Annotated in this window: 21 protein-coding genes; 13 read left to right on the plus strand and 8 right to left on the minus strand. The window is 69.9% G+C overall.

The genetic code is table 11. From position 1 onward, the window contains the following. The first annotated feature begins 129 nt into the window (after positions 1-129). The 8 genes from ACIOHP_RS16050 to ACIOHP_RS16085 all read left to right on the plus strand — a co-directional run bounded on the left by ACIOHP_RS16050 (position 130) and on the right by ACIOHP_RS16085 (position 8,158). A complete protein-coding gene (locus ACIOHP_RS16050; protein ID WP_361553964.1) occupies positions 130-939 on the plus strand; it encodes an NAD(P)-dependent oxidoreductase in 810 nt (269 codons plus the stop codon). 285 nt (positions 940-1,224) lie between these two features. Next, positions 1,225-1,992 (plus strand): DeoR/GlpR family DNA-binding transcription regulator, encoded by a 768-nt coding sequence (locus tag ACIOHP_RS16055; protein WP_361553966.1) that lies wholly within the window; start codon positions 1,225-1,227, stop codon positions 1,990-1,992. A 77-nt stretch (positions 1,993-2,069) separates the two neighbouring features. Further along, positions 2,070-3,440: a sugar ABC transporter substrate-binding protein gene (locus tag ACIOHP_RS16060; RefSeq protein WP_361553968.1), complete on the plus strand. Its 1,371-nt coding sequence runs from the start codon at positions 2,070-2,072 to the stop codon at positions 3,438-3,440. Next, entirely contained in the window at positions 3,437-4,375 is a 939-nt protein-coding gene (locus tag ACIOHP_RS16065) for a sugar ABC transporter permease (protein WP_361553970.1), read from the plus strand. The genes ACIOHP_RS16060 and ACIOHP_RS16065 overlap by 4 nt, the downstream gene beginning before the upstream one ends. Beyond that, on the plus strand, positions 4,372-5,208 hold the full coding sequence (locus ACIOHP_RS16070) for a carbohydrate ABC transporter permease (RefSeq protein ID WP_361553973.1): 837 nt from the start codon (positions 4,372-4,374) through the stop codon (positions 5,206-5,208). Before ACIOHP_RS16065 ends, ACIOHP_RS16070 begins: the two co-directional genes overlap by 4 nt. Further along, a complete protein-coding gene (locus ACIOHP_RS16075) occupies positions 5,205-6,194 on the plus strand; it encodes a zinc-dependent alcohol dehydrogenase family protein (RefSeq protein WP_361487929.1) in 990 nt (329 codons plus the stop codon). Before ACIOHP_RS16070 ends, ACIOHP_RS16075 begins: the two co-directional genes overlap by 4 nt. Positions 6,195-6,661: 467 nt before the next feature. Continuing rightward, complete coding sequence (locus ACIOHP_RS16080; protein WP_401887857.1) at positions 6,662-6,886, plus strand: hypothetical protein; 225 nt, start codon at positions 6,662-6,664, stop codon at positions 6,884-6,886. A 63-nt stretch (positions 6,887-6,949) separates the two neighbouring features. Further along, positions 6,950-8,158: a TerD family protein gene (locus tag ACIOHP_RS16085; RefSeq protein ID WP_361561093.1), complete on the plus strand. Its 1,209-nt coding sequence runs from the start codon at positions 6,950-6,952 to the stop codon at positions 8,156-8,158. An 88-nt stretch (positions 8,159-8,246) separates the two neighbouring features. Here the strand turns inward: ACIOHP_RS16085 and ACIOHP_RS16090 are convergent, their stop codons facing one another. The 4 genes from ACIOHP_RS16090 to ACIOHP_RS16105 all read right to left on the minus strand — a co-directional run bounded on the left by ACIOHP_RS16090 (position 8,247) and on the right by ACIOHP_RS16105 (position 13,516). Beyond that, entirely contained in the window at positions 8,247-9,263 is a 1,017-nt protein-coding gene (locus tag ACIOHP_RS16090; protein WP_401887860.1) for a 1-aminocyclopropane-1-carboxylate deaminase, read from the minus strand. 19 nt (positions 9,264-9,282) lie between these two features. Then, the gene (locus ACIOHP_RS16095) at positions 9,283-9,912 is read right to left on the minus strand and encodes a GntR family transcriptional regulator (RefSeq protein ID WP_361561095.1); all 630 of its coding nucleotides are present in this window, start codon (positions 9,910-9,912) and stop codon (positions 9,283-9,285) included. Positions 9,913-10,033: 121 nt separating this feature from the next. Continuing rightward, a complete protein-coding gene (locus tag ACIOHP_RS16100) occupies positions 10,034-11,614 on the minus strand; it encodes a TROVE domain-containing protein (RefSeq protein ID WP_401887863.1) in 1,581 nt (526 codons plus the stop codon). A 453-nt stretch (positions 11,615-12,067) separates the two neighbouring features. After that, the gene (locus ACIOHP_RS16105; RefSeq protein WP_401887865.1) at positions 12,068-13,516 is read right to left on the minus strand and encodes an alkaline phosphatase PhoX; all 1,449 of its coding nucleotides are present in this window, start codon (positions 13,514-13,516) and stop codon (positions 12,068-12,070) included. Between the two features lie 288 nt (positions 13,517-13,804). Between ACIOHP_RS16105 and ACIOHP_RS16110 the strand changes: the two genes are divergently transcribed. The 3 genes from ACIOHP_RS16110 to ACIOHP_RS16120 all read left to right on the plus strand — a co-directional run bounded on the left by ACIOHP_RS16110 (position 13,805) and on the right by ACIOHP_RS16120 (position 15,770). Next, a complete protein-coding gene (locus ACIOHP_RS16110; protein WP_361561077.1) occupies positions 13,805-14,044 on the plus strand; it encodes a hypothetical protein in 240 nt (79 codons plus the stop codon). Between the two features lie 81 nt (positions 14,045-14,125). Beyond that, positions 14,126-15,286 (plus strand): hypothetical protein, encoded by a 1,161-nt coding sequence (locus ACIOHP_RS16115; RefSeq protein WP_361561079.1) that lies wholly within the window; start codon positions 14,126-14,128, stop codon positions 15,284-15,286. Positions 15,287-15,323: 37 nt separating this feature from the next. Continuing rightward, positions 15,324-15,770 (plus strand): hypothetical protein, encoded by a 447-nt coding sequence (locus ACIOHP_RS16120; RefSeq protein ID WP_401887869.1) that lies wholly within the window; start codon positions 15,324-15,326, stop codon positions 15,768-15,770. Between the two features lie 75 nt (positions 15,771-15,845). Here the strand turns inward: ACIOHP_RS16120 and ACIOHP_RS16125 are convergent, their stop codons facing one another. Continuing rightward, positions 15,846-17,282: a hypothetical protein gene (locus tag ACIOHP_RS16125; protein ID WP_401887872.1), complete on the minus strand. Its 1,437-nt coding sequence runs from the start codon at positions 17,280-17,282 to the stop codon at positions 15,846-15,848. 272 nt (positions 17,283-17,554) lie between these two features. Between ACIOHP_RS16125 and ACIOHP_RS16130 the strand changes: the two genes are divergently transcribed. Further along, entirely contained in the window at positions 17,555-19,384 is a 1,830-nt protein-coding gene (locus tag ACIOHP_RS16130; RefSeq protein ID WP_401887874.1) for an endonuclease/exonuclease/phosphatase family protein, read from the plus strand. Between the two features lie 28 nt (positions 19,385-19,412). Here the strand turns inward: ACIOHP_RS16130 and ACIOHP_RS16135 are convergent, their stop codons facing one another. The 3 genes from ACIOHP_RS16135 to ACIOHP_RS16145 form a co-directional block, all read right to left on the minus strand. Further along, positions 19,413-20,147, minus strand: a complete 735-nt coding sequence (locus ACIOHP_RS16135; protein ID WP_401887877.1) for an SRPBCC domain-containing protein — start codon at positions 20,145-20,147, stop codon at positions 19,413-19,415. Positions 20,148-20,150: 3 nt separating this feature from the next. Then, the gene (locus ACIOHP_RS16140; RefSeq protein ID WP_401887879.1) at positions 20,151-20,747 is read right to left on the minus strand and encodes an ArsR/SmtB family transcription factor; all 597 of its coding nucleotides are present in this window, start codon (positions 20,745-20,747) and stop codon (positions 20,151-20,153) included. Between the two features lie 74 nt (positions 20,748-20,821). Continuing rightward, positions 20,822-21,523: an antibiotic biosynthesis monooxygenase gene (locus tag ACIOHP_RS16145; RefSeq protein ID WP_401887882.1), complete on the minus strand. Its 702-nt coding sequence runs from the start codon at positions 21,521-21,523 to the stop codon at positions 20,822-20,824. Between the two features lie 127 nt (positions 21,524-21,650). Between ACIOHP_RS16145 and ACIOHP_RS16150 the strand changes: the two genes are divergently transcribed. Next, positions 21,651-22,604, plus strand: coding sequence for a YihY/virulence factor BrkB family protein (locus tag ACIOHP_RS16150; RefSeq protein WP_401887885.1), 954 nt, complete (start codon positions 21,651-21,653; stop codon positions 22,602-22,604). The last annotated feature ends 333 nt before the right edge of the window (positions 22,605-22,937 follow it).

Genomic DNA, 22,937 nt, shown 5'->3' on the forward strand with positions numbered 1-22,937 from the left:
TCTGATCAGAGTTTACATTTCTGAACATGCGTAGCACCACCCTTGACGAGGAGTGGCGATGATCCTTAACTTGTCCACGCATGTGAATGTCGAGCAGTCTTACGGCCGTCGACTCAAGGAGAACCGAGGATGCCAGCGCCCCGCACCGTTCTGCTCACCGGCGCCGCCGGCGGGCTCGGCACCCTGATGCGGGACCTGCTTCCCGGGTACGGCTACGAGCTGCGCCTCCTCGACCTGCTCCCCATCGAGGGCGAACCGGACGCGATCGTCGCGGACCTCGCCGACAAGGACGCCGTGCGCGAGGCCGTCCGGGGCGTCGACGCGATCATCCACCTCGCGGGCATCTCCCTGGAAGCATCCTTCGAGAAAGTCCTCAGGGCGAACATCGAGGGCACCTACAACCTGTACGAGGCCGCCCGCGAGGAGGGCGTACCGAGGATCGTCTTCGCCTCCTCCAACCACGCGGTGGGCTTCACCCCCCGCCCCCAGGGCGACGCCCCGCTGATCCCGATCGACACCCCGCACCGCCCGGACACCTTCTACGGCCTGTCCAAGTCCTTCGGCGAGGACCTCGCCCAGCTCTACTGGGACAAGCACGCCCTGGAGACCGTGTCGGTACGCATCGGCTCCTGCTTCCCCGAGCCCAGCAGCGTCCGCATGCTCTCGGTGTGGATGAGCCCGGCCGACGGCGCCCGCCTCTTCCACGCGGCCCTGACCGCCGAGAACGTCGAGCACACCGTCGTCTACGGCTCCTCCGCCAACACCCGCCTGTGGTGGGACCTCAGCACCGCCCGGGCGATCGGCTACGACCCCCAGGACGACTCCGAGCAGTACGCCGAGAAGATCATCGCCGAGCAGGGTGACCTCGACCCGGAGAACATCGCCCACGCCTACCTGGGCGGCCACTTCGTGAGCGACCCGCCGATCTGGCCGTACTGACGGTCACAGAACGGACCGGCCCGCAGATCGATACGGGCATGACGGGCACCGTGGACCGTGGCGCACAGCGCCACGTCCAGGGGCGCGGGGAACTGCGCGACCAGCCACAACGCACCCGCGGCCGCCACACAGCAGCCACCTCCGAGCGCGTGGACGCACCCTGCCCGAACGGGCACATCCGGTCAGCATCCCCTTCGTAACAGACCTGGTCACCACCCCGTCCCCGCTGTACAACTTCCTGCATACGGCCCGAACGGGCAGCACGACAGGAAGGCGGGTGACCGAATGACCAGAACCGCGGAGGAACGCCAGCGGGAAATCGTCCACGCCGCCCGCACCACGGGCGCCGTGGACGTCAACACACTCGCCACCCAGCTCGGCGTGGCGAAGGAAACCGTCCGCCGGGACCTCCGCGCCCTGGAGGACCACGGCCTGGTCCGCCGCACCCACGGCGGCGCCTACCCCGTGGAGAGCGCCGGCTTCGAGACGACGCTCGCCTTCCGGGCCACCAGCCACGTCCCGGAGAAACGCCGCATCGCCACCGCCGCGGCCGAACTGCTCGGGGACGCGGAGACGGTCTTCGTCGACGAGGGATTCACCCCCCAGCTCATCGCCGAGGCCCTCCCCCGGGACCGCCCCCTGACCGTGGTCACCGCGTCCCTCCCGGTCGCGGGCGCCCTCGCCGAGGCGGACGGCGTCTCGGTCCTCCTGCTCGGGGGCCGGGTCCGCTCCGGCACCCTGGCCACCGTCGACCACTGGACGACGAAGATGCTCGCCGGCTTCGTCCTCGACCTCGCCTACATCGGCGCCAACGGCATCTCCCGCGAACACGGCCTCACCACCCCCGACCCCGCGGTCAGCGAGGTCAAGGCACAGGCGATCCGGGCCGCGCGCCGCACGGTGTTCGCGGGTGTCCACACCAAGTTCGGGGCGGTCAGCTTCTGCCGGTTCGCGGAGATCGGCGCGCTGGAGACGATCGTCACGAGCACCCTGCTCCCCACGTCCGAGGCCCACCGCTACTCACTGCTCGGGCCCCAGGTCATCCGCGTCTGAAAAACCGACTCACCCCTCAATACGGCACGCCACACCTTGCCGTGCCCTTTATCTCCCCATACGTCCAGGAGCGATCCATGCGAACCCAGAGCCGACGACGGCCACCGCGAGCCACGCTCGCCCTGGCCGCCGCAGGGACGCTGCTCACCCCGCTGCTCTCCGGCTGCTGGGTCGGCGCCGGCGGGGCGGGGGCGGGCGGCGACTCGATCAACGTCCTCATGGTCAACAACCCCCAGATGACCGAGTTGCAGAAACTCGCCCCCCGCTTCACCGAAGAGACCGGCATCAAGGTCAACTTCACCGTCCTGCCCGAGAACGACGTCCGCGACAAGATCAGCCAGGACTTCGCCAACCAGGCCGGCCAGTACGACGTGGCCACCCTCTCCAACTACGAGATCCCGATCTACGCCCGCAACGGCTGGCTGCACGAGATGGACTCCTACGTCGCCAAGGACCCGGCATACGACGAGCAGGACGTCCTCAAGCCCATGCGCCAGTCCCTGACCGGCGACGACGGCAAGCTCTACGGCCAGCCCTTCTACGGCGAGTCCTCCTTCCTGATGTACCGCAAGGACGTCTTCGCGAAGGCGGGCCTGACGATGCCGGCCCACCCCACCTGGACCCAGGTGGCCGACCTGGCCGCGAAGGCGGACGGCGCCGAGTCCGGCATGAAGGGCATCTGCCTGCGCGGACTGCCGGGCTGGGGCGAGGTGATGGCGCCCCTGACGACCATCGTGAACACCTTCGGCGGCACCTGGTTCGACCAGAACTGGAAGGCCCGGCTCGACTCCCCCGAGTGGGAGAAGGCGACCAAGTTCTATGTCGACCTCGTCCGCGAGCACGGCGAGTCGGGAGCGCCCCAGTCCGGCTTCGCCGAGTGCCTCAACAACATGACCCAGGGCAAGGTCGCCATGTGGTACGACGCCACGAGCGCCGCCGGTTCCCTGGAGGCGAACGACTCCCCCGTCAAGGGCAAGGTCGGCTACGCCCCCGCCCCCGTCGAGGAGACGAAGTCCTCCGGCTGGCTCTACACCTGGGCCTGGGGCATCCAGGACGCCTCCCGCAACCCCGACAAGGCCTGGAAGTTCGTGTCCTGGGCCTCCGGCAAACAGTACGAACAGCTGGTCGGCGACCAGATCGGCTGGTCCAACGTCCCGGCCGGCAAGCGCGCGTCGACGTACACGAATCCGGCGTACGTCAAAGAGGCCGCCGCCTTCCAGGAGATGACCAAGGAGGCCATCGAAGGCGCGCGGCCGAATGACCCGGGGGTGCAGCCGCGTCCCGCGCCCGGCATCCAGTTCGTCGGCATCCCCGAGTTCACCGATCTCGGCACCAAGGTCTCCCAGGAGATCAGCGCGGCCATCGCCGGACGCCAGTCCGTCGAGTCGGCGCTGGAGAAGTCCCAGCGGCTCGCCGAGAAGATCTCCGAGGAGTACGAGGGACGATGACAGCGACGACTACGGCTCCGATAGCCGCCACTCCCGTACGCACCACCCGTCAGCCGTCGGCCCGTCTGCGCAACTGGGCCACCCGGGCCCCGCTCCTGCCCGCCCTGATCTTCATGATCGTGGTCACCCAGCTCCCGTTCGTGGCCACGCTGGTGATCTCGTTCTTCGACTGGAACGCCCTGTACCCGAAGGCCCGGCACTTCACCGGCCTCGACAACTACCGCCAGGTCCTGACGGACGCGGACCTGCGCCACTCCGTCTGGACGACCGCCCTGCTGACGGCGACGGTGGTCCTGGTCAGCCTGGTCCTGGGCCTGGCCCTGGCGCTCCTGCTGGACCGTCGGTTCAAGGGCCGCGGCGTGGTCCGCACGCTCCTGATCGCCCCCTTCCTCGTCGTCCCCGTGGCGGCGGCCCTGCTCTGGAAGCATGTGCTCTACAACCCCGAATACGGTCTGCTCAACGGGTTGTTGCACTATGTGGGCGGCCCACAGCCGGACTGGATCTCCAACACCCCGCTGCTGGCGGTCGAGGCCTCGCTGGTCTGGCAGTGGACCCCGTTCATGATGCTGATCCTGCTGGCGGGCCTCCAGAGCCGCGACCCCCAGCAGATCGAGGCGGCACGGGTGGACGGCGCGAGCGACTGGCAGATCTTCCGCCATCTGACGCTCCCGCACCTGCGCCGCTACCTCGAACTCGGCGCCCTGCTGGGCTCGATCTACATCGTCCAGAACTTCGACGCGGTCTTCACCATCACGTCGGGCGGCCTCGGCACCGCCAACCTCCCCTACACCGTCTACCAGAGCTTCTACCAGGCCCACGAGAACGGCCTCGCCTCGGCCGCGGGCGTCCTGGTGGTCATCGGCTCGATCGTCATCGCGACCTTCGCCCTGCGCGTGGTGTCGTCCCTGTTCCGTGAGGAGGCGGGTCGGGCATGAGTGCAACGACCGTACGCCGTAAGGGCGTTGGCCTGGGCCTGCTGGCCTGGTTCCTGGGAGTGGCGTTCTTCCTCCCCATCGCGTGGATGGCCCTGACGTCCTTCCACTCGGAGACGGACGCGGCGACCAACCCGCCGTCCTTCGGGGCCGCCCTCACCCTGGACGGCTACCGCGAGTTCTTCGGCACGGGCGGCGGCGCGAGCCCCTGGCCGGCGCTGGTCAACTCGACGGTGGCGTCGCTGGCGTCGACGGCCTTCGTCCTGCTCCTGGCGCTCCCGGCGGCGTACGCGCTGTCGATCCGCCCGGTGAAGAAGTGGACGGACGTCCTGTTCTTCTTCCTGTCGACGAAGATGCTGCCGGTGGTGGCGGGTCTGCTGCCCATCTACCTGTTCGCCAAGAACACGGACATGCTCGACAACATCTGGCTGCTGGTCATCCTCTACACCTCCATGAACCTGCCGATCGCGGTCTGGATGATGCAGTCGTTCCTGGCCGAGGTGCCCGTGGCGATCATCGAGGCGGCCAGGGTGGACGGCGCGCGGCTCCCGACGATCCTGGCGCGCGTGGTCGCCCCGATCGCCCTCCCGGGAATCGCCGCGACGGCGCTGATCTGCTTCATCTTCAGCTGGAACGAGCTGCTGTTCGCGAGGGTCCTGACCGGCGTGGTGGCGGAGACCGCCCCCGTCTTCCTGACCGGCTTCATCACCAGCCAGGGCCTGTTCCTGGCGAAGGTGTGCGCCGCGTCGCTCGTCATCTCCCTGCCGGTGCTCGCCGCGGGGTTCGCCGCCCAGGACAAGCTGGTCCAGGGTCTGTCGTTGGGAGCCGTGAAATGAAGGCCGCCGTCATCGAGTCCGTGGGCCGTGCCGTCGTCGCCGAGGTCCCGGACCCGACGCCGGGTCCGCGCGAGGTCGTCGTCGAGGTCGCCGCGTGCGGTCTGTGCGGCACCGACCTGCACATCCTCCAGGGCGAGTTCGCGCCGAAGCTGCCGATCGTGCCGGGGCACGAGTTCGCGGGCGAGGTGGTGGGGGTCGGCCGGCAGGTGACGGAACTGTCGGTGGGTGACCGGGTGGCGGTGGACCCGTCCCTGTACTGCTACGAGTGCCGCCACTGCCGTACCGGCCACAACAACCTCTGCGAACGCTGGGCGGCGATCGGGGTGACCACGGCCGGAGGCGCGGCGCAGTACGCGGTGGCCCCGGTGGCGAACTGCGTGAAGCTGCCCGAGCATGTGCGCACCCAGGACGCGGCACTGGTGGAACCGCTCTCCTGCGCGGTCCGCGGCTACGACGTCCTCCAGTCCCGCCTCGGCGCCCACGTCCTGATCTACGGCTCCGGAACCATGGGGCTGATGATGCTGGAGCTGGCGAAGCGGACCGGTGCGGCGAGCGTGGACGTGGTGGATGTGAACCCGGCCCGTCTGGAGACGGCCCGTCGGCTGGGCGTCTCGTCCTCGGCGGCGAACGCGGACGAGCTCGAGCGGCCTCAGGGCTGGGACGTGGTCGTCGACGCGACGGGCAACGCGGCGGCGATCCAGGACGGGCTGGAGCGGGTGGCGAAGGCGGGCACCTTCCTCCAGTTCGGCGTGGCCGACTACGCGACGCGCGTCACGATCGATCCCTACCGCATCTACAACCAGGAGATCACCATCACCGGCTCGATGGCGGTCCTGCACAGCTTCGAACGCGCGGCGGAACTCTTCGCGAACGGCGTCCTCGACCCCGAGATCTTCATCAGCGACCGCATCCCACTGGACCGGTACCCGGAGGCACTGAACCAGTTCGCGGCGGGCGTGGGCAGGAAGATCGTGGTGGTGCCGTAGGGACTTTCCTCGCCCCCGCCGCCCCTACCCGTTCCCGTCCTCCAGGGGCTGCCGCCCCTTCGACCCCGCCCCCAGGGGGCGCTGCCCCCTGGACCCCCGCTCCTCAAACGCCGGAGGGGCTGAATACAGCCCAGCCCCTCCGACATCCCGGAACGAGGCTGACGCCGCCCCTAACCCCCCACCCACCCACCGGGGACGCACCACGAGGACTCGCCGCCCCGCACCCCCACCCACCCGCCAGGGACGCACCACAAGGACTCGCCGCCCCGCACCCCCACCCACCCGCCAGGGGCTTCGCCTCTCGACGCCGGCCCGCATCTTCCAGCCCGTCCGGCGTTTGAGGACGAGGCCCTTTCGGGGCCGAAGCGGGGGTCTGGGGGCGGCAGCCCCCAGGGATGGGACGGGTAGGGGCGGCGGGGGCGAAAAACCGTTGGGGCCCGCCCCCACCGGCCCCCTACCATCCCCGCATGCCAAGCCCCCATGGATTCCTCTACGAGGCCCACACCAACGGAACCGTCCACATCACCCACCACAACCGCCCCGCCACCACCCTCCACGGCCCCCGAGCCGCCCAGTTCCTCGCCGAGGTCGAGTCCTCCTCCGACCCCCAGCTCGTCATGGCCCGCTGGACCGGAAACTACAAGCGAGGAAATGAACGCACCGCCCGCAACCACCCCAGAAACCGCCGCTGACCCGATCGGTCGCAGGTAAGGGAACGGTAAAGCGGGCTCGATCGTTCACCGGGCATGACAGCTATGACCCCCGGCTCGAACATCCCTCTCTCCACCGCGCGCGTGACGGTGGACGTCGCCGCCCCGGTGCGGCTCGACGTATCGGGCCTGCTGCTCACCGCCGATGGCAAGGTGCGCTCCGACGACGACTTCATCTTCTACAACCAACCCAACGGCCCGGGCGTGACGTACCGCTCCGGCGGCGGCACCGCCCCGGACGCGATCGTCGTCGACACCGCCGCGCTCCCGCCCGGCATCGAGAAGATCGTCGTCACCGCCAGCCCGGACGCCGCCGGCCAGACCTTCCAGGGCGTCGAACCGACGGCGACGATCCGCAGCGCCGACGACAACGCCGTGCTGGCCACCTTCACACCCCCGCAGCTCGGCGCCGAGACCGCGCTGGTGGTCGTGGAGATCTACCTGCGCAACGGCGCGTGGAAGGCGCGCGCGGTGGGCCAGGGCTACTCCAACGGCCTGGCCGGCATCGCCACCGACTTCGGCGTGAGCGTGGAGGAACCGGCCCCCGTGGCTCCGCCCCAGCCGGCCGCCCCCGTCGCCCCGCCGCAGCCCACCGTCCAGACCCCCGTGACCCCGCCCGCCCCGCCGATGACCACTCCGGCGACCCCGCCGCCGCCCGCGCACGCGCCCGGCGCGGGGAAGATCAACCTCGACAAGGGCCGCGTCAGCCTCCAGAAGAACCAGACGGTGTCCCTCGTCAAGGGCGGCCGCCCCCTGCTCTCCTCGGTCAAGATGGGCCTCGGCTGGGAGCCGGCGTACCGCGGCAAGGACATCGACCTGGACGCCTCGGTCATCGCGTACGGACCGCAGCGCAACCACGTCGACAGCTGCTACTTCGGCAAGCTCCAGATCGTGGGCGGCGCCATCCGCCACTCGGGCGACAACCTCACCGGCGAGGGCGGCGGGGACGACGAAGTCATCACCGTCGACCTCGGACGGCTGCCGCAGGAGGTCAGCGGACTGGTCTTCACCGTCAACTCCTTCTCCGGGCAGAAGTTCACCGAGGTCGCCAAGGCCTACTGCCGGCTGCTGGACGCCACGACCGGCGAGGAACTCGTCCGCTTCGACCTCACCGGCGCCGAGGCCCAGACCGGCGTGATGATGGCCAAGCTGATCCGCCAGTTCTCCGGCGAGTGGGAGATGACGGCGATGGGTGACTTCGTGAAGTCCCGCACGGTGCGCGGAATGGTGAAGCCGGCCGCTCAGGCCCTGTAGCGGTCGCGGGTCCGGCCGGTGTCGTCCCCCGGCCGGACCCGACCGCCGGACCGGTGCGCCGGACCGGTGCGCCGACGCCCGTCTCAGCTCAGAAGAGCGCGCTGTAGGCGTTCAGCGCGGGCTGCCCGCCCAGGTGGGCGTACAGGACGGTGGAGTCCCGCCCGATCTCCCCGCGCTCCACGAGATCGACGAGGCCGGCCATCGACTTCCCCTCGTACACGGGGTCGGTGACCATCCCCTCGGTGCGGGCGGCGAGCCGCATCGCCGCGAGGGTGGTCTCGTCGGGGATGCCGTAGACACCCGCGTGGTACCGGTCGTCCAGCTCCACGTCCGCTTCAGTCAACTCCCGCTTGACGCCGATGAGTTGCCCCGTGTTGTGGGCGATCCGGGCGATCTGCTCACGGGTGGCGGCGGGCTTCGCGGACGCGTCGATGCCGAGCACCCGGCGCGGCCGCGCCCCCGCCTCCTCCAGGGCGGCGAACCCGGCGACCATCCCCGCCTGGGTGGACCCGGTGACCGAGCACACCACCACGGTGTCGAAGAAGACCCCCGACTCCCGTTCCTGCTCGGCGACTTCGTACGCCCATCCGGCGAAACCGAGACCGCCGAGCGGGTGGTCGGAGGCGCCGGCGGGGATGGCGTAGGGCTTGCCGCCCGACTCCTCGACCTCCCTGAGCGCCTGCTCCCAGCTCTCCTTGAACCCGATCCCGAACCCGGCCTTCACCAGCCGTACGTCGGCCCCGGCGAGCCGGCTGATCAGGATGTTGCCGACCTTGTCGTACACGGCGTCCGGCCAGTCCACCCAACTCTCCTGCACCAGGACGCACTTGAGCCCCGCGCGGGCGGCACAGGCCGCGACCTGACGGGTGTGGTTGGACTGCACACCACCGATCGAGACCAGCGTGTCGCAGCCCTGCGCGAGGGCGTCGGCGATCAGGTACTCCAGCTTGCGGGTCTTGTTCCCCCCGTACGCCACCCCGGAGTTGCAGTCCTCACGCTTGGCCCAGACCGCCGCGCCGCCGAGGTGGGCGGTGAGCCGATCCAACCGGTGCACCGGCGACGGACCGAAGAGAAGCGGGTAACGCTCGTACGAGGAAAGGGACATGGGTCCTCCCGGGACGGGTTCAGTCGCTGTCGGCGAGTTCGGCGAGGCCGCGCCAGATCTCGGCCGTGACCCGGACCGCCCCGTCCACGTCACCGGCCGCACAGGCCTCGATGAGCCGCTCATGCAGCCCGGCGGAACGGCAGGCGCCGCCCTCGCCGAAGCGCCGTCGCTCCAGCCGGCGGATGAGCGGGGTGTAGCGGGCGGCGGTGGCGGCCGCGGCGCGGTTGCCGCTGACGCGGACGAGGACGTCGTGGAGTTCGTCGTCGGCCTGGAGTGCGGTGTCCACGTCGCCCGCGGCGACGGCCGCCGCGAACCGCTCGTTGGCCGTGCGCATCGTCTCGACGTCCGCGGCGAACAGCCGGGGCACGGCGACCCGGGTGACGAGTTCGTGCATGGCGCCCACCACGGCCGCGGCGTCCCGCACCTCACCGGCCATCAGCGGGGTCACCCGCGTATAGCTCTGCGGCTTGCTCTCCAGCAGCCCCTCGTCGACGAGCCGCGAGAACGCCTCCCGCACCGGCGCCCGGGACAGCCCGAGCCGCTCCGCTAGATCGGCGTCCCGCACCACCGCGCCGGGTGCGAGCTCACCGGCGACGATGGCGTCCCGGATGGCTTCGTAGGCGCGGTCCCTGAGCAAGGTGCGCGGTATGGCTTCCACGAACTGAAATGTTAGATGTCAATCCACGAGGCGGACAAGTGCGCGGACAAGGGGTGTGGACAAGGGTGTGGCCCGCACTCCCCGTGAAAGTGCGGGCCACGCCGGTCACCGGTCAGACGGCCCACGGCCAGTCGGCGTCCCGAGCGCTCTCCAGCAGCGGCACCATCCGGAAAGCCGCGTCCGAGAGACCACCGAACGTGTGCCGGTTCGCCTTGCCCGAGGGGCCGTGGCCCGCGCGGTAGCCGGCGAGGTTCCAGGTGTAGACCGGCACATGGGCGGGGACCTGCTGGGTCGGGTCACCGTGCCGGTTGAACGTGTACTGCTCGTCGGTGACGATCAGCACCCGGTCCTGCCCCCGGTAGTTCGCACGGACCGCCGAGGTGGTGTCGGTGCCGCCCAGGTCGCCGAAGCGGCCCAGGATCTTCAGCACCGACTCGCCCTTGGCGTACGCCAGGTTCCGGCTCGTGGTGCCGAACTCGACGAGGTCCGCCTGCTCGGCCCGCAGCGCCAGCGCCGTACCGAAGATCGCCGCCGCGTCGGCCCGGTTGAGCTGCGAGCGGTCCGACAGCCGCGCCCACATCGAGCCCGAACGGTCGACCAGGACCAGCGTCCGACCGGGCAGCGCGGGCACATTGGCCAGCGAGTGGCCGAGCGCCTGCTCCAGCGGGTACGCCCAGCGCAGCGAGGGCGCGTGCTGGTACGCGGCCAGGTACCGGAAGGGGAACTGCCGCGACCGCGCGACCTCGGCCGGATCGCTGATGCGCGCCGCGACCTGGGCCGCGACCTCGTCCGAGACACCGGCCTGGTCGAAGTTGCGCAGGTTGCGGACCAGCGCCATGGCACCCATGGACGGGATCACGGCCTCCCAGGCCGCCTTGTCCATCGGGCCCTGGAGCCATCCGGCCAGCGCCTCCCACGTCATCCCGGCCGCCGCCAGCCGCTCGGCGCCGCCCTCGGACGTGATGACCGCACGCCGCCGCTCGACCGGCAGCGCCATCAGCTCGCGGTGCGCGGTGAGCACGGTGTTCGACGCGGGCGGCACGGCCGTGTCCGGGTTGTGCCGGCGGTCGAGCGCGTACCGGAACAGCTCGCCCTGCCACGGCTTGTCCGCGTCGGGCGCCGCGTGCACCAGGTTGAGGATGTCGCCGAAGCGGTAGCCCTTGGACGCGGTGTCGTACTTCAGCAGCGACTTGCCGTTGTAGAGACGCTGTACGGCGTCGGCGACTCCGCGCTTGACGGGCTTGGGCACCGCGCGGCCGTACGTCGCCGTCCAGTACCCGAGCAGCTCGCCGGGCTCGTCCGGGCGCCGCAGCACCGAGGCGATGACCTGCCGGTTGGCCGGGCCGTCGGTGACGCCCGCGTCCAGGCGTGCCTTCACGTACTCGGCGGCGCCCACGATCGAGGCCGTACGGAGGTTGCCCTCGCCGCGCAGCCAGCCGAGCAGGCCGGCCGTCCACGCGGGGTCCTCGACGGCGAGCTGCCGCACGAGGCGCGCGAAACGGTCGTCACGGTCGGCGCCGGACTCGTAGAAGGTCTGCTGCGAGACGAAGTTGGCGATCGCCAGCAGAAAGAGTTCGGAACGCGCGTCTCGCTCATGGCCGCGGCCGCCCTCGTACGACCGGAGTACTCGTCCGGTGGAGGTGACACGCGAGGTGGGCTGGGCTCGTGCCGCCTTCTTGTTGAATCGCGCCATGGTGAATTCCCCCGAATTCATTTCCGTTTCGGAGGGAGGCGCAGCAAAAGGAGGGTGTCCGAGGTCGAAGTCGACTGCGGTTGCTTATGACTGGCGCGTCTTCCGTTCCGCCACACCGACCCTGGGCCGATGACGGGATTCGAACCCGCACGAGGGACTCGCCCCCACCAGTTCCCGAAGTATCCGCTGCCTGCGCACCGGGCACCCACCTTGAGCTGCGCCTCCCCGAGATCAAATGGTTCGCACCGGGAGGTGCATGAAGTTGTGGTGTCCAGAGTTCAGGTCGGCGGAACCGACATTAGGTGCTCTAACCCCTGAGCTACACCGGCGCGTTGTACCGGTGGCGGGACTCGAACCCGCGGCCGCCCCATTATCAGTGGAAGTAGGTCCTGCCTTCGCACCTGGACGTTCATCACTGTAGGAGGGCGGCCGCGGAACGGGCGAGCGAATTAATTACCCGCGCTTCTGGCGCTTCCAGGGGCCGGTGATGGCGAGCATGATTCCGGGCGTCTGGATGTTGGCGTACAGCGTCCGGCCGCTGGGCGAGAAGGTGACGCCGGTGAACTCGCTGTACTCGGGCTCCTCTTCGGTGCCGATGTTGAGTTCGTTGCGGGCGATGGGGTAGGTGCGGCCGCTGTCGGTGGCGCCGAACAGGTGCTGGACGCCCTCGCCGTCCTCGGCGATGACGAGGCCGCCGTAGGGGGAGACGGTGATGTTGTCGGGGCCGTCGAAGGCGCCGTCGACGGACGGGTCGGGGTTCACGCCGAGGAGGACCTTCAGGGTCAGGGTGCGGCGCTTGGGGTCGTAGAACCAGACGGCGCCGTCGTGCTGGACGGGGCTCTCGTCACGGGCGTAGGAGGAGACGATGTAGGTGCCGCCGTCGCCCCACCACATGCCCTCCAGCTTGCGGGCGCGGGTGACCTGGCCGTCGGTGAACTGCTTGCGGACGGGGACGGTCCTGGCGTCGCGGTCGGGGACGTCGATCCAGTCGACGCCGTAGACCGTGCCGATCCTCGTGGCGCGGGAGAGGTCGTCGACGAACTTGCCGCCGGAGTCGAAGCACTTGAACGCCTGGAGGACGCCGGCGTCGTCGGCGAGGGTGCGCAGCTTGCCGCGGCCGTGCCGGAAGCCCTGCGGCGGGGTCCAGCGGAAGAGCAGGCCGTTGGGGCCCGAGGCGTCCTCGGTGAGGTAGGCGTGGTCGCGCTTGGGGTCGATGACGACCGCCTCGTGGGCGTACCGGCCGAACGCCTTGACGGGCTTGGGGTCGCGGTTGGCGCGGCGGTCGGCGGGGTCGACCTCGAAGACGTAGCCGTGGTCCTTGGTCATGCCGTTCTGGCCGGCCTTGTCCTCGGTCTCCTCGCCGGTGAGCCAGGTGCCCCAAGGGGTGGTGCCGCCCGCGCAGTTGGTGGAGGTGCCGGCGATGCCGACCCACTCGGCGACCTGTCCGTCGGGGCGGACCTCGACGACGGTGCAGCCGCCGGACGCGGCGGGGTCGTAGACGAGGCCCTCGGTGAGCGGCACGGGGTACGTCCAGTTGGCGCGCGGGCCCTTCAGCTCGTGGTTGTTGACGAGGAGGGTGGTGCCGCGGGGGCCCGCGAAGGTGGCCGTGCCGTCGTGGTTGGAGGGCGTGATCTCGCCGGACTCCAGCTTGGTCTTCCCGCTGTAGGTGATGACGCGGTACTTGAATCCGGCGGGCAGCGCGAGGATGCCGTCGGGGTCGGGGATCAGCGGCCCGTAGCCGACACCGCCGTGGCCGCCCGCGGCCTCCGCTCCCTGGCTCTCGATGTCGGTGGCCGCGAGTGCGTTGGGCGCGGTGGCGAGGGCGCCGACGCTGCCGGCCAGGGCGACCCCGGCACCGGTGATCGCGGATTTCGCGGCGAAGTCCCTGCGGGTGAGCGACATGGTGTCTCCTGTGACGGTGGGTGGCCTGGAGGGTGGGGGACCTCGGGTCGGCGCCACCGTCCCGCCCACGTCTGAACGGCAGTTGAACAGGGGGCGGCTGCGAGGGCCCCGCTTCCGTGAATCCGCCAGATCGCCGCTGTTCGAGCCAATGGGCGGAATAATCTTCGTAATGAAGGTCAACAGGGGCGAATCGTAATGAAATTCGTGATTCATTTCAGAATGCCTTGACTCTCGAAGCCCAGGGACATAGACCGGAAGAGCACACCACCCGAAGGGGAGGCGAGCCCGATGGACGCGAAGCGGGTGAGTCGCCTCCACGAAGGCCGGCTCATGAAGCTGGCCCATGTGAGTGGAGTCGGCACCGGGAGGGACGAGCACTCGGGACAGGACGTGATCATCGTCTTCGTCACCCGGAAAGTGCCCCGTGACCGGCTCCTTCAAGAAGACGTGGTTCCGGACGAGCTCGACGGCGTACCGGTGCGCGTGCTCGCGATCGGTGAAGTGAGCGCTCAGGCAGAGGACTTGTGAGCCTTGTGAGCCCTGCGCGCTGAGTCACCGCGCCGCGGCCCGTAAGGAACCCAGAGACGAAAACTGAAGAGGTGGCCTGGCGTGAGCCAGCCCGAAATGATGCGAGGACCGACTGGTGGTCAGCTGAGTGACAGCTCCCGCCAGCAAGCGAATTCAGACTTCCTGCGGGCACAGTCGCCGCTGGCCAACGTCGTAGGCTTCGGCCACGGCGTGAAGTGGATCGACGGACAGCCCACGGGCGAGGCGGCCGTGCTGGTGTTCGTGACCCAGAAGGTTCCGGAGTCCCAGCTCCCCGAGCGGGATGTCGTCCCGCAGATGATGGACGACGGAACCCCCACCGACGTGATCGCGGTCGGCCATGTCGCCGCGCAGCGTCAGCAGCAGCGCAGGACCTCGGACCGCTCCGAGGACCGCGGCGCCTCCTACCGGTCCGACGGCAGCGTGGCCGAGCAACTCGCGGGCCTCTCGCAGCCGTTGCTGGAAGAGCTCAGCGGGCTCGGACAGTTCGAGCCGCAGCTCCTCAAGCGCCGTATGCGCCCGTCTCCCTCCGGCTTCTCGGTCGGCAACGTACGGGTGACCGCTGGCACGCTGGGCAGCGTGGTGTACGACTTCCTGCCGGGCGCCTCCGTGGACCCGCCGGGTCCCGGCCTCGGCACACCGTCGAAGTTCTACATCCTCTCCAACAACCACGTGCTGGCCGACTCCAACCGCGCGCAGCTGGGCAGCTCGATCCTGCAGCCCGGAGCGTTCGACGGCGGCACGGACCCGGCGGACCGGATCGCGACCCTGGACCGGTTCATCCCGATCCAGTTCGCGCCGCAGATCCCGGTGGAGCGCCACAACAACGTCGTGGACTGCGCGCTCGGTGCGGTGGAGTTCCAGGACGTCAGCCGTGAGCAGTACTTCAGCGGTACGCCGCGTGCCTGGCGGCGCAAGGCCAACGTCGCGGTAGGCGACCTGGTGAAGAAGACCGGCCGTACGACGAACATCAGCTTCGGCCGGATCATCGCGACCGACGCCACGATCGACGTCGGCTACGGCACGGCGGGCACGGCCAGGTTCAAGGACCAGATCCTGACGACGGCCATCTCGGCGGGCGGCGACTCCGGTTCGCTGGTGACCTCCCTCGACAACGTCGCGACCGGTCTGCTCTTCGCGGGCTCCTCGGTCGTCACCGTGGCCAACCACATCGAGAACGTTCGCGCACTGCTGCGGGTGGAGATCGCCGAGCAGCTGGCCTGACGGTCACTCAAGACCCGCACAGGAAGAGGGAATCAGCATGACCACGCAGACCAAGCGGCAGAAGAGCCAAGCCGGCTCCGAACACCGCTTCCACAACCCCCAGGGCGCGGAAGTCAAGACGCGTGACGAGGCGTTCGCCGCACCTCAGGACGTGTCCCCCGAGGCGGTCTCCACGTCCGCCAAGCTGGAACTGCACAACGGGACGGTGACCTTCGCCATGGAGGTGAAGTACAACCCCAACACCTACCCGCACGTCGTGACCAGCGGCAAGATCACCTCCGGCATCAGCGGCGCCCCCTGGGACATCACGGGCGGCTTCATGGGCGAAACGATTCGCCTGGACGCGAAGCGCACCGGCCAGGGCTCTCACGCCCACACGATGACCCTCGTCGGCGAGTTCCAGAACCCGTCGGCCTACCGGGGTACGTACGGCTTCAACGGGGCGACGTCGTCCTTCAAGCACACGACGAGGTACCACTGCTGAGGCAGTGAACCGCTGAAGCGGTGAACGAGTAAGTGCTGTGGCGGGGAGGCCGGCGACCTCCCCGCCACAGTCGCGTCAACTCCCCTGCTGGGAACGCGCCTTGAAGGCCGCCTTCCGCGCTTCCTTCGCGATCTTCTTGTCCGGATGCAGCCGCCCCATCGCCTCCAGCACATCCGCGGTCGCCGGGTGATCCACCCGCCAGGCCGCCGAGAAGAACCCGCTGTGCTGCTGGGCCAGTCCCTCGACCAGTGCCCTCAGCTCGTCGGAGTTGCCTTCGGCCGCGAGCTGCGCGGCGACCGTGTCGACGGTCAGCCAGAAGATCATCGACTCGGACGGCGGCGGAACGTCGGAGGCGCCCTGCTCGCTCAGCCAGACCCGGGCCAGACCGCCGAGCTCCGCGTCCTCGAGCACGTCCCGCAGGGCGGGCTCGGCAGTGGCGCCCACCAGCGACAACGCCTGCTGGCACCGCAGCCTGCGCAGCGGCGCCCCGGCGTCCCCGCCCCGCGCGGCCGCCAGCAACTCCCGTGCCGCGGCGAGGGGTTCGCGTCGCGCGAGCCACTGTTCGGTCTCGGCCTGCGCGGCGGCGGGCGGGAAGTGGGCGGTGCCGTCGAGCAGCGCGTCCGCGCCCTTGTCGGCGAGGTCCCCGACGGCGGGCGCCGGGAATCCGGCCTCCTGCAGCCGCGTCCGCAGCCCGTACAGGCCGAGCGGGGTGAGCCGCACCATGCCGTACCGGGACACGTCGGTGTCGTCGACCGGGGCGGCGGGCTCCTCGTCGGCGTCGGCCATGAGCGCCTCGTCGACGGGCTGGTACTCGACCAGACCGACCGGCTCCAGGAGCCGGAACTGGTCGTCGAGGCGCATCATCGCGTCGGAGACCTGCTCCAGGACGTCGTTGGTGGGCTCCCCCATGTCGCTGGGCACGATCATGGAGGCGGCGAGCGCGGGCAGCGGCACGGGTCCGTCGCCGGGCCCTTCCTCGTTGACGGTCAGCAGATACAGGTTGCCGAGCACCCCGTCGAGGAACTCGGCCTCCGCCTCCGGGTCCCAGTCCAGCGAGGAGAGGTCGATCTCCGTGACCTCTTCCTCCGGGTTCACCGCGTCGAGCAGGTCGTCCAGGTCGGGCACGCTCGCGTCGGCGAGCACCGTCTCCAGCGCCGTCTGCCACACGGCGAGCACGTCGTGCGGTGCGCCGCCGGTGAGCAGGGCGAGCTCCTCGCCCGCGGCGACGGTGCCCGCTTCCTCGTCGGTGATCTCGACGAGCCCGGTGTCGACGGCGACCCGCCAGGCCTCGCTCGCCCAGGCGGCGGCGTCGTCCCCGGTGAGGCCGAGCAGCTCGGCGGCGGCGGGCAGCTGCTCCTCGACGAGCTCGCCGCCGGCGTCGACGCGGGTGTCGGGGCCCGCCCAGCGGGCGAGCCGGGCGGCCCGGGACAGCAACGGCGTGGACAACGCGTCCCGCGCCAGCTCCGCTTCGGGATGCAGCCGCACCGGCGGCAAGGGGGAGCTGTCTGACATCGGCTGGTTCTCCTAGAGGCGCGGCGTGACCACTCAGCCGCTCAGCCTAGACGGATTTCCACCCATGCCGCCCGGTTCATCTACCCGTCGGGCCGCGTACATGGCCGAAACCTTGACAAGTGGCCTGACCAGGCAGGAGATTACGCGCGTAGAAATCTGCTGGACATGTGTTCACTGTAATTTTCTACGCGCGTCGCACCGCCCCACCGGTTCGGCTCCACACACGCTTCACCCTCGTCCCGGCGCTTACGCACGTCCCCGGAGGGATCCCGTTGCCGAGCAAGTCCTCTGCGCGCCTCGCCGCGCTCACCGTCGCCGCCGTGTGTTCCGCGGCGTCCACCATCGTCCTGACCTCTCCCGCGCACGCGGACTCCGTGGCCATCCATGACATTCAGGGCGCCACGCGCATATCCCCGTACGCGGGCAAGGCCGTCACGGATGTGTCCGGAATCGTCACCGGCATCCGCACCTACGGCTCCTCCAGAGGCTTCTGGATCCAGGACCCGAACGCCGACGCCGACCCGGCCACCAGTGAGGGCGTCTTCGTCTTCACCAGCTCCACCCCGAAGGGCGTCGCCGTCGGCGACCTCGTCACGGTCTCGGGCACGGTCTCGGAGTTCGTCCCGGCCGGCGCCGCCTCCGGCAACCAGTCGATCACCGAGATCACCAAGCCGACGTTCACCGTCGTCTCCAGCGGCAACGCCGTCCCGGCCGCGAAGGTCATCGGCGCCAAGTCGGTGCCGGCCGCGTACGCCCCGGCGGGCGACAGCGCCGCGAACAACTCCGTCAACGGCCTGACCCTGCAGCCGTCGAAGTACGCCCTGGACTACTACGAGTCCCTGGAGGGCGAGAACGTCCAGGTCGCCGACGCCCGCGTGACCGGCGCCACCGACCCGTACACCGAGCTCTGGGTCACGGTGAAGCCGCGCGAGAACGCCAACCGCCGCGGCGGCACGGTCTACGGCTCCTACGACTCCCAGAACACGGGCCGCATCCAGATCCAGTCCCTCGGCGCGACCTCCGCCTTCCCGAAGGCGAACGTCGGTGACGTCCTGACGGGCGCCACCTCCGGCCCGCTGGACTACAACCAGTTCGGCGGCTACACCCTCGTCGCCAACACGATCGGCACCCTGCAGAGCGCCGGCGTGGCCCGTGAGACGACCGAGAAGCAGAAGAAGGGCGAGCTGGCGGTCGCGACGTACAACGTCGAGAACCTCGACCCGTCCGACAACACCTTCGCCGAGCACGCCGCCGCGATCGTGCACAACCTCCAGTCGCCCGACATCGTGTCCCTGGAGGAGATCCAGGACAACAACGGCGCGACGAACGACGGCACGGTCGCCGCCGACCAGACGGTGCAGAAGCTGATCGACGCGATCGTCGCCACGGGCGGCCCGGCGTACGACTGGCGCTCCATCGACCCGGCGAACGGCACCGACGGCGGCGAGCCCGGCGGCAACATCCGCCAGGTGTTCCTCTTCAACCCGGAGCGGGTCTCCTTCACCGACCGCGCGGGCGGCGACGCCACCACCGCCGTCGGCGTCACCAAGGAGAAGGACAAGGCCGCCCTGACGGTCTCCCCGGGCCGTATCGACCCGGCGAACACGGCCTGGGCGAACAGCCGCAAGCCGCTGGTCGGCGAGTTCGTCTTCCGGGGCAGGACGGTCTTCGTGATCGCCAACCACTTCAACTCCAAGGGCGGCGACTACGGCCTGACCTCGCAGTACCAGCCGGTGCCGCGCAGCTCGGAGACGCAGCGCCACCTCCAGGCGACCGCGGTGAACACGTTCGTCAAGGACGTCCTCGCCACCCAGAAGAACGCGGACGTCATCGCCCTCGGCGACATCAACGACTTCGAGTTCTCCGACACCGCCAAGATCCTGGAGACCGACGGCGCCCTCTGGTCGGCGATCAAGTCGCTGCCGAAGAGCGAGCGTTACTCGTACGTCTACCAGGGCAACGCCCAGGTCCTGGACCAGATCCTGGTCAGCCCCTCGATCCGGAAGTCCTGCGACTTCGAGTACGACAGCGTGCACGTCAACTCGGAGTTCAACGACCAGATCAGCGACCACGACCCGCAGGTGCTGCGCTTCCAGCCGTAAGCACCGCGGCCCATGAAGTCATCGGGGCTCAGGACTGGCTGAACACCCCGTTCAGCCAGTCCTGCCAGGCGGCTTCGCACTCCTTGATGTCGTCACCCGGCGTGAAGTCGTGCAGGGAGACACCGACCGGATAACCCCAGTGGTTGCGCCCGAAGATGCGGGTGAGTCCCCGGTCGGTCCGCAGCCCGATGAAGTAGGGGTTGCGGAAGTCGACGACGGCGTCGAACGCGTCGGGCCCATGGACCCGCACCGAGGTCCCGGCGGCCACGCCCTCCCCGACCCCGAGCGCCCGTGCGACGGTTTCCAGCGCGTCCGCGGCCTTCGACGCCTCAGGTCCGTCGAAGGTCGCGAAGGCGGCGGGCCGGGGCGCGAAGTGGGTGAGGTACTCGCGCAGGGTGTGCAGATAGAAGTCGGTGTGCTTGGCGGCGCCGTCGTACTGGTTGTCCCAGTCGTCGACGAAGATCCCGCTGTGCACGTACCGCACCCAGGCGCGGCGGCCGTCGTCACGCGGCTCGACGGTGTAGTCGAGCTGGTTCATGGTCTGCTCGGAGATGCCCTCCACGTTCTGGACCCGGTTGGTGTAGCGGTGGGGCGGGTCCCAGGCGGTGACGGTGGACCCGAAGGGCCCCTTGCCGCCGACCTTGGGCTCCGGCGGCTCCATCGGCCACAGATAGCCGTCGGTGCCGGTGGTGACGGCGTCCCACACCTGCTGCGGGGTGGCGTCGACCTCGAACTCGCGGACGATCTCGAACTCTTTGGACATGATCTACTCCAACTCGGTCTGCTTGAGGGTGGGATGGACCGCCACGACGATCCGATGGTCCCGGCCGCCCTCGGAATCCGGGGCGTCGTACTTGCGGATCAGCGCGGTGACTCCAGCCGTCAACTCCTGGATGAACGCGGCCCGTTCGGCGGCCGACGCGAACCGCACCTCGCCGTCCAGCGCGTAGGTGGCGAGCCCCTTGCGCGCCTTTGCCGCACCGGTGATCAGCTGCCCGACGTCCCGCACCAGCCGGGCGCCGAGCGCGAGCAGCCAGCGCGCGGAGAGCTGGTCGCGGAAGCGGTCCGGGTCCGGCTGCACGGAGGCGAGCGCGAGCGGCGAGATGACGTACGACGCGGCCGTCGCCCGCATCAGCCGCTCGGTGACATTGCCCTTGCGGCGCTCCCCGGCCAGCTCGACCAGGCCGTGCCGCTCCAGCGCCTTGAGGTGGTAGTTCACCTTCTGCCGGGGCAGCCCGACCTTGCCGGCGAGCATCGCCGCCGACGCGGGTCCGGCGGCGAGCTCGGCGAGCAGCCCGGCCCTTATGGGGTCCAGCGAGACGGCTGCGGCCTCGGGGTCCTCGATCACGGTCACGTCCAGCATGCGTCCACCGTCTCACCGAAAACTTTTTTTGTCCAGGAGAGAATAGTCTTCGGCTGCGGACCCCGCCGGCCGGGTCACTCGGGCACGAGCCCCAGCGCGTGGTCGTACCGGCTGACCGTGCTGCTCTTGAGCCCCGGCCAGGTCTGGACGCGCTCCCACAGGGCGCTCCCCGAGCCGATGCCGTCCCCGGGCGCGGCCATGGCGTCAATGTGGGCCCGGGCGCTCTCCCATTCGGCGTAGTTCAGGACCCGGGTGCCGTCGGTGCTCAGGTGGAAGTGGCCGGAGATGCCTCCGGGATGCGGGTTCGGCTCGCTCTCCAGCGCCTCGAGGACGGCGTCCACCCAGGCACGCTGCCGCTCCGGATCGGGACCCTCGAACTCCACGTCGACGATCACGACACACCCCGGCACCCGGGTGTCGCCCTCCCGGACGGCACTGCGGTAGCGCCGGTAGCGGCCGAGCCACAGGCGCTCGATGCCGGGCACGGCGGTGTCGATCTCGTCGACCCGCTCCTGCCGGTGCGTCTTGACGAAGGCCTCGTACGCCGCCTCGCCCGTCCACTGCGAATGGTGGAGCAGCGTGCCCGTGTCATGGCCGGTGTAGACGTGGTACGAGCGCAGATCGGGGGTCGGCCAGGGCCTGCGCTCCCAGGTGCGGGCGATGGCCTCGACGGCGTCGCGCTGCCGCTCGGGGGTGCCCACCCGCCAGGTGCTGAAGAAGGGGGCGCCGACCCGGGGGTCGGTCAGGTCGGGGTGAACGTCGGTACGACGGGTCATGGCGGACTCCCTCACTCGTGATCGCTTGTGATCGCTCGCGATCGGTGCAGGCCCCACCCTCCAACCTCAACCAAGATTCAGGTCAAGCCCGTGCTTGGCCACGGGATTCCGGGAGACTCGCCTGCTCATGGCCGACAAGGACAGTCCCTCCGAATTGCCCGCGCGTTCCTGGCGGGCGGTGTTGCGGCGCACGGTGAAGGAGTTCCTGGACGACGAACTCTCCGACCGGGCGGCCGCGCTGACGTACTACGGCGTGTTGTCGATGTTTCCCGCGCTGCTCGTACTGGTGTCCCTGCTGGGGGTGGTGGGGCGCAGCGCCACGGACAAGATCCTCGACAACATCGGGGACCTGGCCCCGGGTCCGGCGCGGGACATCCTGCGGGACGCGGTGGTGCAGCTGAGCGACTCGGGAGGCACGGGGAGCGTGCTCGCGGTGCTCGGGCTGCTGGCCGCGCTGTGGTCCGCGTCCGGTTACGTCGCCGCGTTCATCCGTACGTCCAATGCGGTCTACGACCTCCCCGAGGGCCGCCCCGTGTGGAAACTGACGCCGCTCAGGCTGATCCTGACCGTGGCCCTGATGCTGATGCTCGCCGCCAGCGCGGTGATCGTGGTGTTCACCGGCCCGCTGGCGGAACGGGCGGGTACGGCGATCGGGCTCGGGGACGCGGCGATCACCCTGTGGGGCATCGCCAAGTGGCCGGTCCTGCTGATCCTCGTGGTGCTGATGATCGGCCTGCTGTACTGGGCCGCCCCCAACGTCCGCGGCCGCGGCTTCCGCTGGATCTCCCCCGGCAGCTGCCTCGCCACCCTGATCTGGCTCGCCGCCTCCGCCGGTTTCGCCGTCTACGCGGCCAACTTCGGCTCGTACAACAAGACATACGGCACCCTCGCGGGCGCCATCGTCTTCCTCGTCTGGCTCTGGCTCTCCAACCTCGCGATCCTCCTGGGCCTGGAATTCGACGCCGAACTGGCCCGAGAACGAGCCATCACCGACGGCCGCCCCCCGACGGAGGAACCGTACGTGGAGCCCCGGGACACCCGAAAATGGCCCCCGAAGTGGCGAGCGACACGGGAGCAGTGACCGTAACGCCGGTCCGCCGTTCGACGACGAGGACACACCGCCCCGAACCCCCACCCACCCGGCGGCGGCATCACCTCTCGACGCCGGTCCAGGCAATCTCAGCCCGCCCCGCGTTCGAGGACGAGGGCACACCGTCCCAACCCCCCACCCACCCACCGGGGCTCCGCCTCACCATGCCGGTCCGCACCCTTCAGCCCGTCCGGCGTTTGAGGACGAGGCCCGTTCAGGGCCGAAGCGGGGGTCTGGGGGCGCAGCCCCCAGGGATGGGACGGGTAGGGGCGGCGGGGGCGAGAAAAGCCCGGCGCGCACGACATCCACCCGGCACGACGACGC

This window comes from Streptomyces sp. NPDC087859 (assembly GCF_044742595.1).
Lineage (GTDB): Bacteria > Actinomycetota > Actinomycetes > Streptomycetales > Streptomycetaceae > Streptomyces > Streptomyces canus_F.

Excerpts from the sequence above, each read along its gene's own strand:
- ACIOHP_RS16050 (WP_361553964.1), top strand. The coding sequence starts at position 130 with ATGCCAGCGCCCCGCACCGTTCTGCTCACCGGCGCCGCCGGCGGGCTC.
- ACIOHP_RS16055 (WP_361553966.1), top strand. The coding sequence starts at position 1,225 with ATGACCAGAACCGCGGAGGAACGCCAGCGGGAAATCGTCCACGCCGCC.
- ACIOHP_RS16060 (WP_361553968.1), top strand. The coding sequence starts at position 2,070 with ATGCGAACCCAGAGCCGACGACGGCCACCGCGAGCCACGCTCGCCCTG.
- ACIOHP_RS16065 (WP_361553970.1), top strand. The coding sequence starts at position 3,437 with ATGACAGCGACGACTACGGCTCCGATAGCCGCCACTCCCGTACGCACC.
- ACIOHP_RS16070 (WP_361553973.1), top strand. The coding sequence starts at position 4,372 with ATGAGTGCAACGACCGTACGCCGTAAGGGCGTTGGCCTGGGCCTGCTG.
- ACIOHP_RS16075 (WP_361487929.1), top strand. The coding sequence starts at position 5,205 with ATGAAGGCCGCCGTCATCGAGTCCGTGGGCCGTGCCGTCGTCGCCGAG.
- ACIOHP_RS16080 (WP_401887857.1), top strand. The coding sequence starts at position 6,662 with ATGCCAAGCCCCCATGGATTCCTCTACGAGGCCCACACCAACGGAACC.
- ACIOHP_RS16085 (WP_361561093.1), top strand. The coding sequence starts at position 6,950 with ATGACCCCCGGCTCGAACATCCCTCTCTCCACCGCGCGCGTGACGGTG.
- ACIOHP_RS16090 (WP_401887860.1), bottom strand. The coding sequence starts at position 9,263 with ATGTCCCTTTCCTCGTACGAGCGTTACCCGCTTCTCTTCGGTCCGTCG.
- ACIOHP_RS16100 (WP_401887863.1), bottom strand. The coding sequence starts at position 11,614 with ATGGCGCGATTCAACAAGAAGGCGGCACGAGCCCAGCCCACCTCGCGT.
- ACIOHP_RS16105 (WP_401887865.1), bottom strand. The coding sequence starts at position 13,516 with ATGTCGCTCACCCGCAGGGACTTCGCCGCGAAATCCGCGATCACCGGT.
- ACIOHP_RS16110 (WP_361561077.1), top strand. The coding sequence starts at position 13,805 with ATGGACGCGAAGCGGGTGAGTCGCCTCCACGAAGGCCGGCTCATGAAG.
- ACIOHP_RS16120 (WP_401887869.1), top strand. The coding sequence starts at position 15,324 with ATGACCACGCAGACCAAGCGGCAGAAGAGCCAAGCCGGCTCCGAACAC.
- ACIOHP_RS16125 (WP_401887872.1), bottom strand. The coding sequence starts at position 17,282 with ATGTCAGACAGCTCCCCCTTGCCGCCGGTGCGGCTGCATCCCGAAGCG.
- ACIOHP_RS16135 (WP_401887877.1), bottom strand. The coding sequence starts at position 20,147 with ATGTCCAAAGAGTTCGAGATCGTCCGCGAGTTCGAGGTCGACGCCACC.
- ACIOHP_RS16140 (WP_401887879.1), bottom strand. The coding sequence starts at position 20,747 with ATGCTGGACGTGACCGTGATCGAGGACCCCGAGGCCGCAGCCGTCTCG.
- ACIOHP_RS16145 (WP_401887882.1), bottom strand. The coding sequence starts at position 21,523 with ATGACCCGTCGTACCGACGTTCACCCCGACCTGACCGACCCCCGGGTC.
- ACIOHP_RS16150 (WP_401887885.1), top strand. The coding sequence starts at position 21,651 with ATGGCCGACAAGGACAGTCCCTCCGAATTGCCCGCGCGTTCCTGGCGG.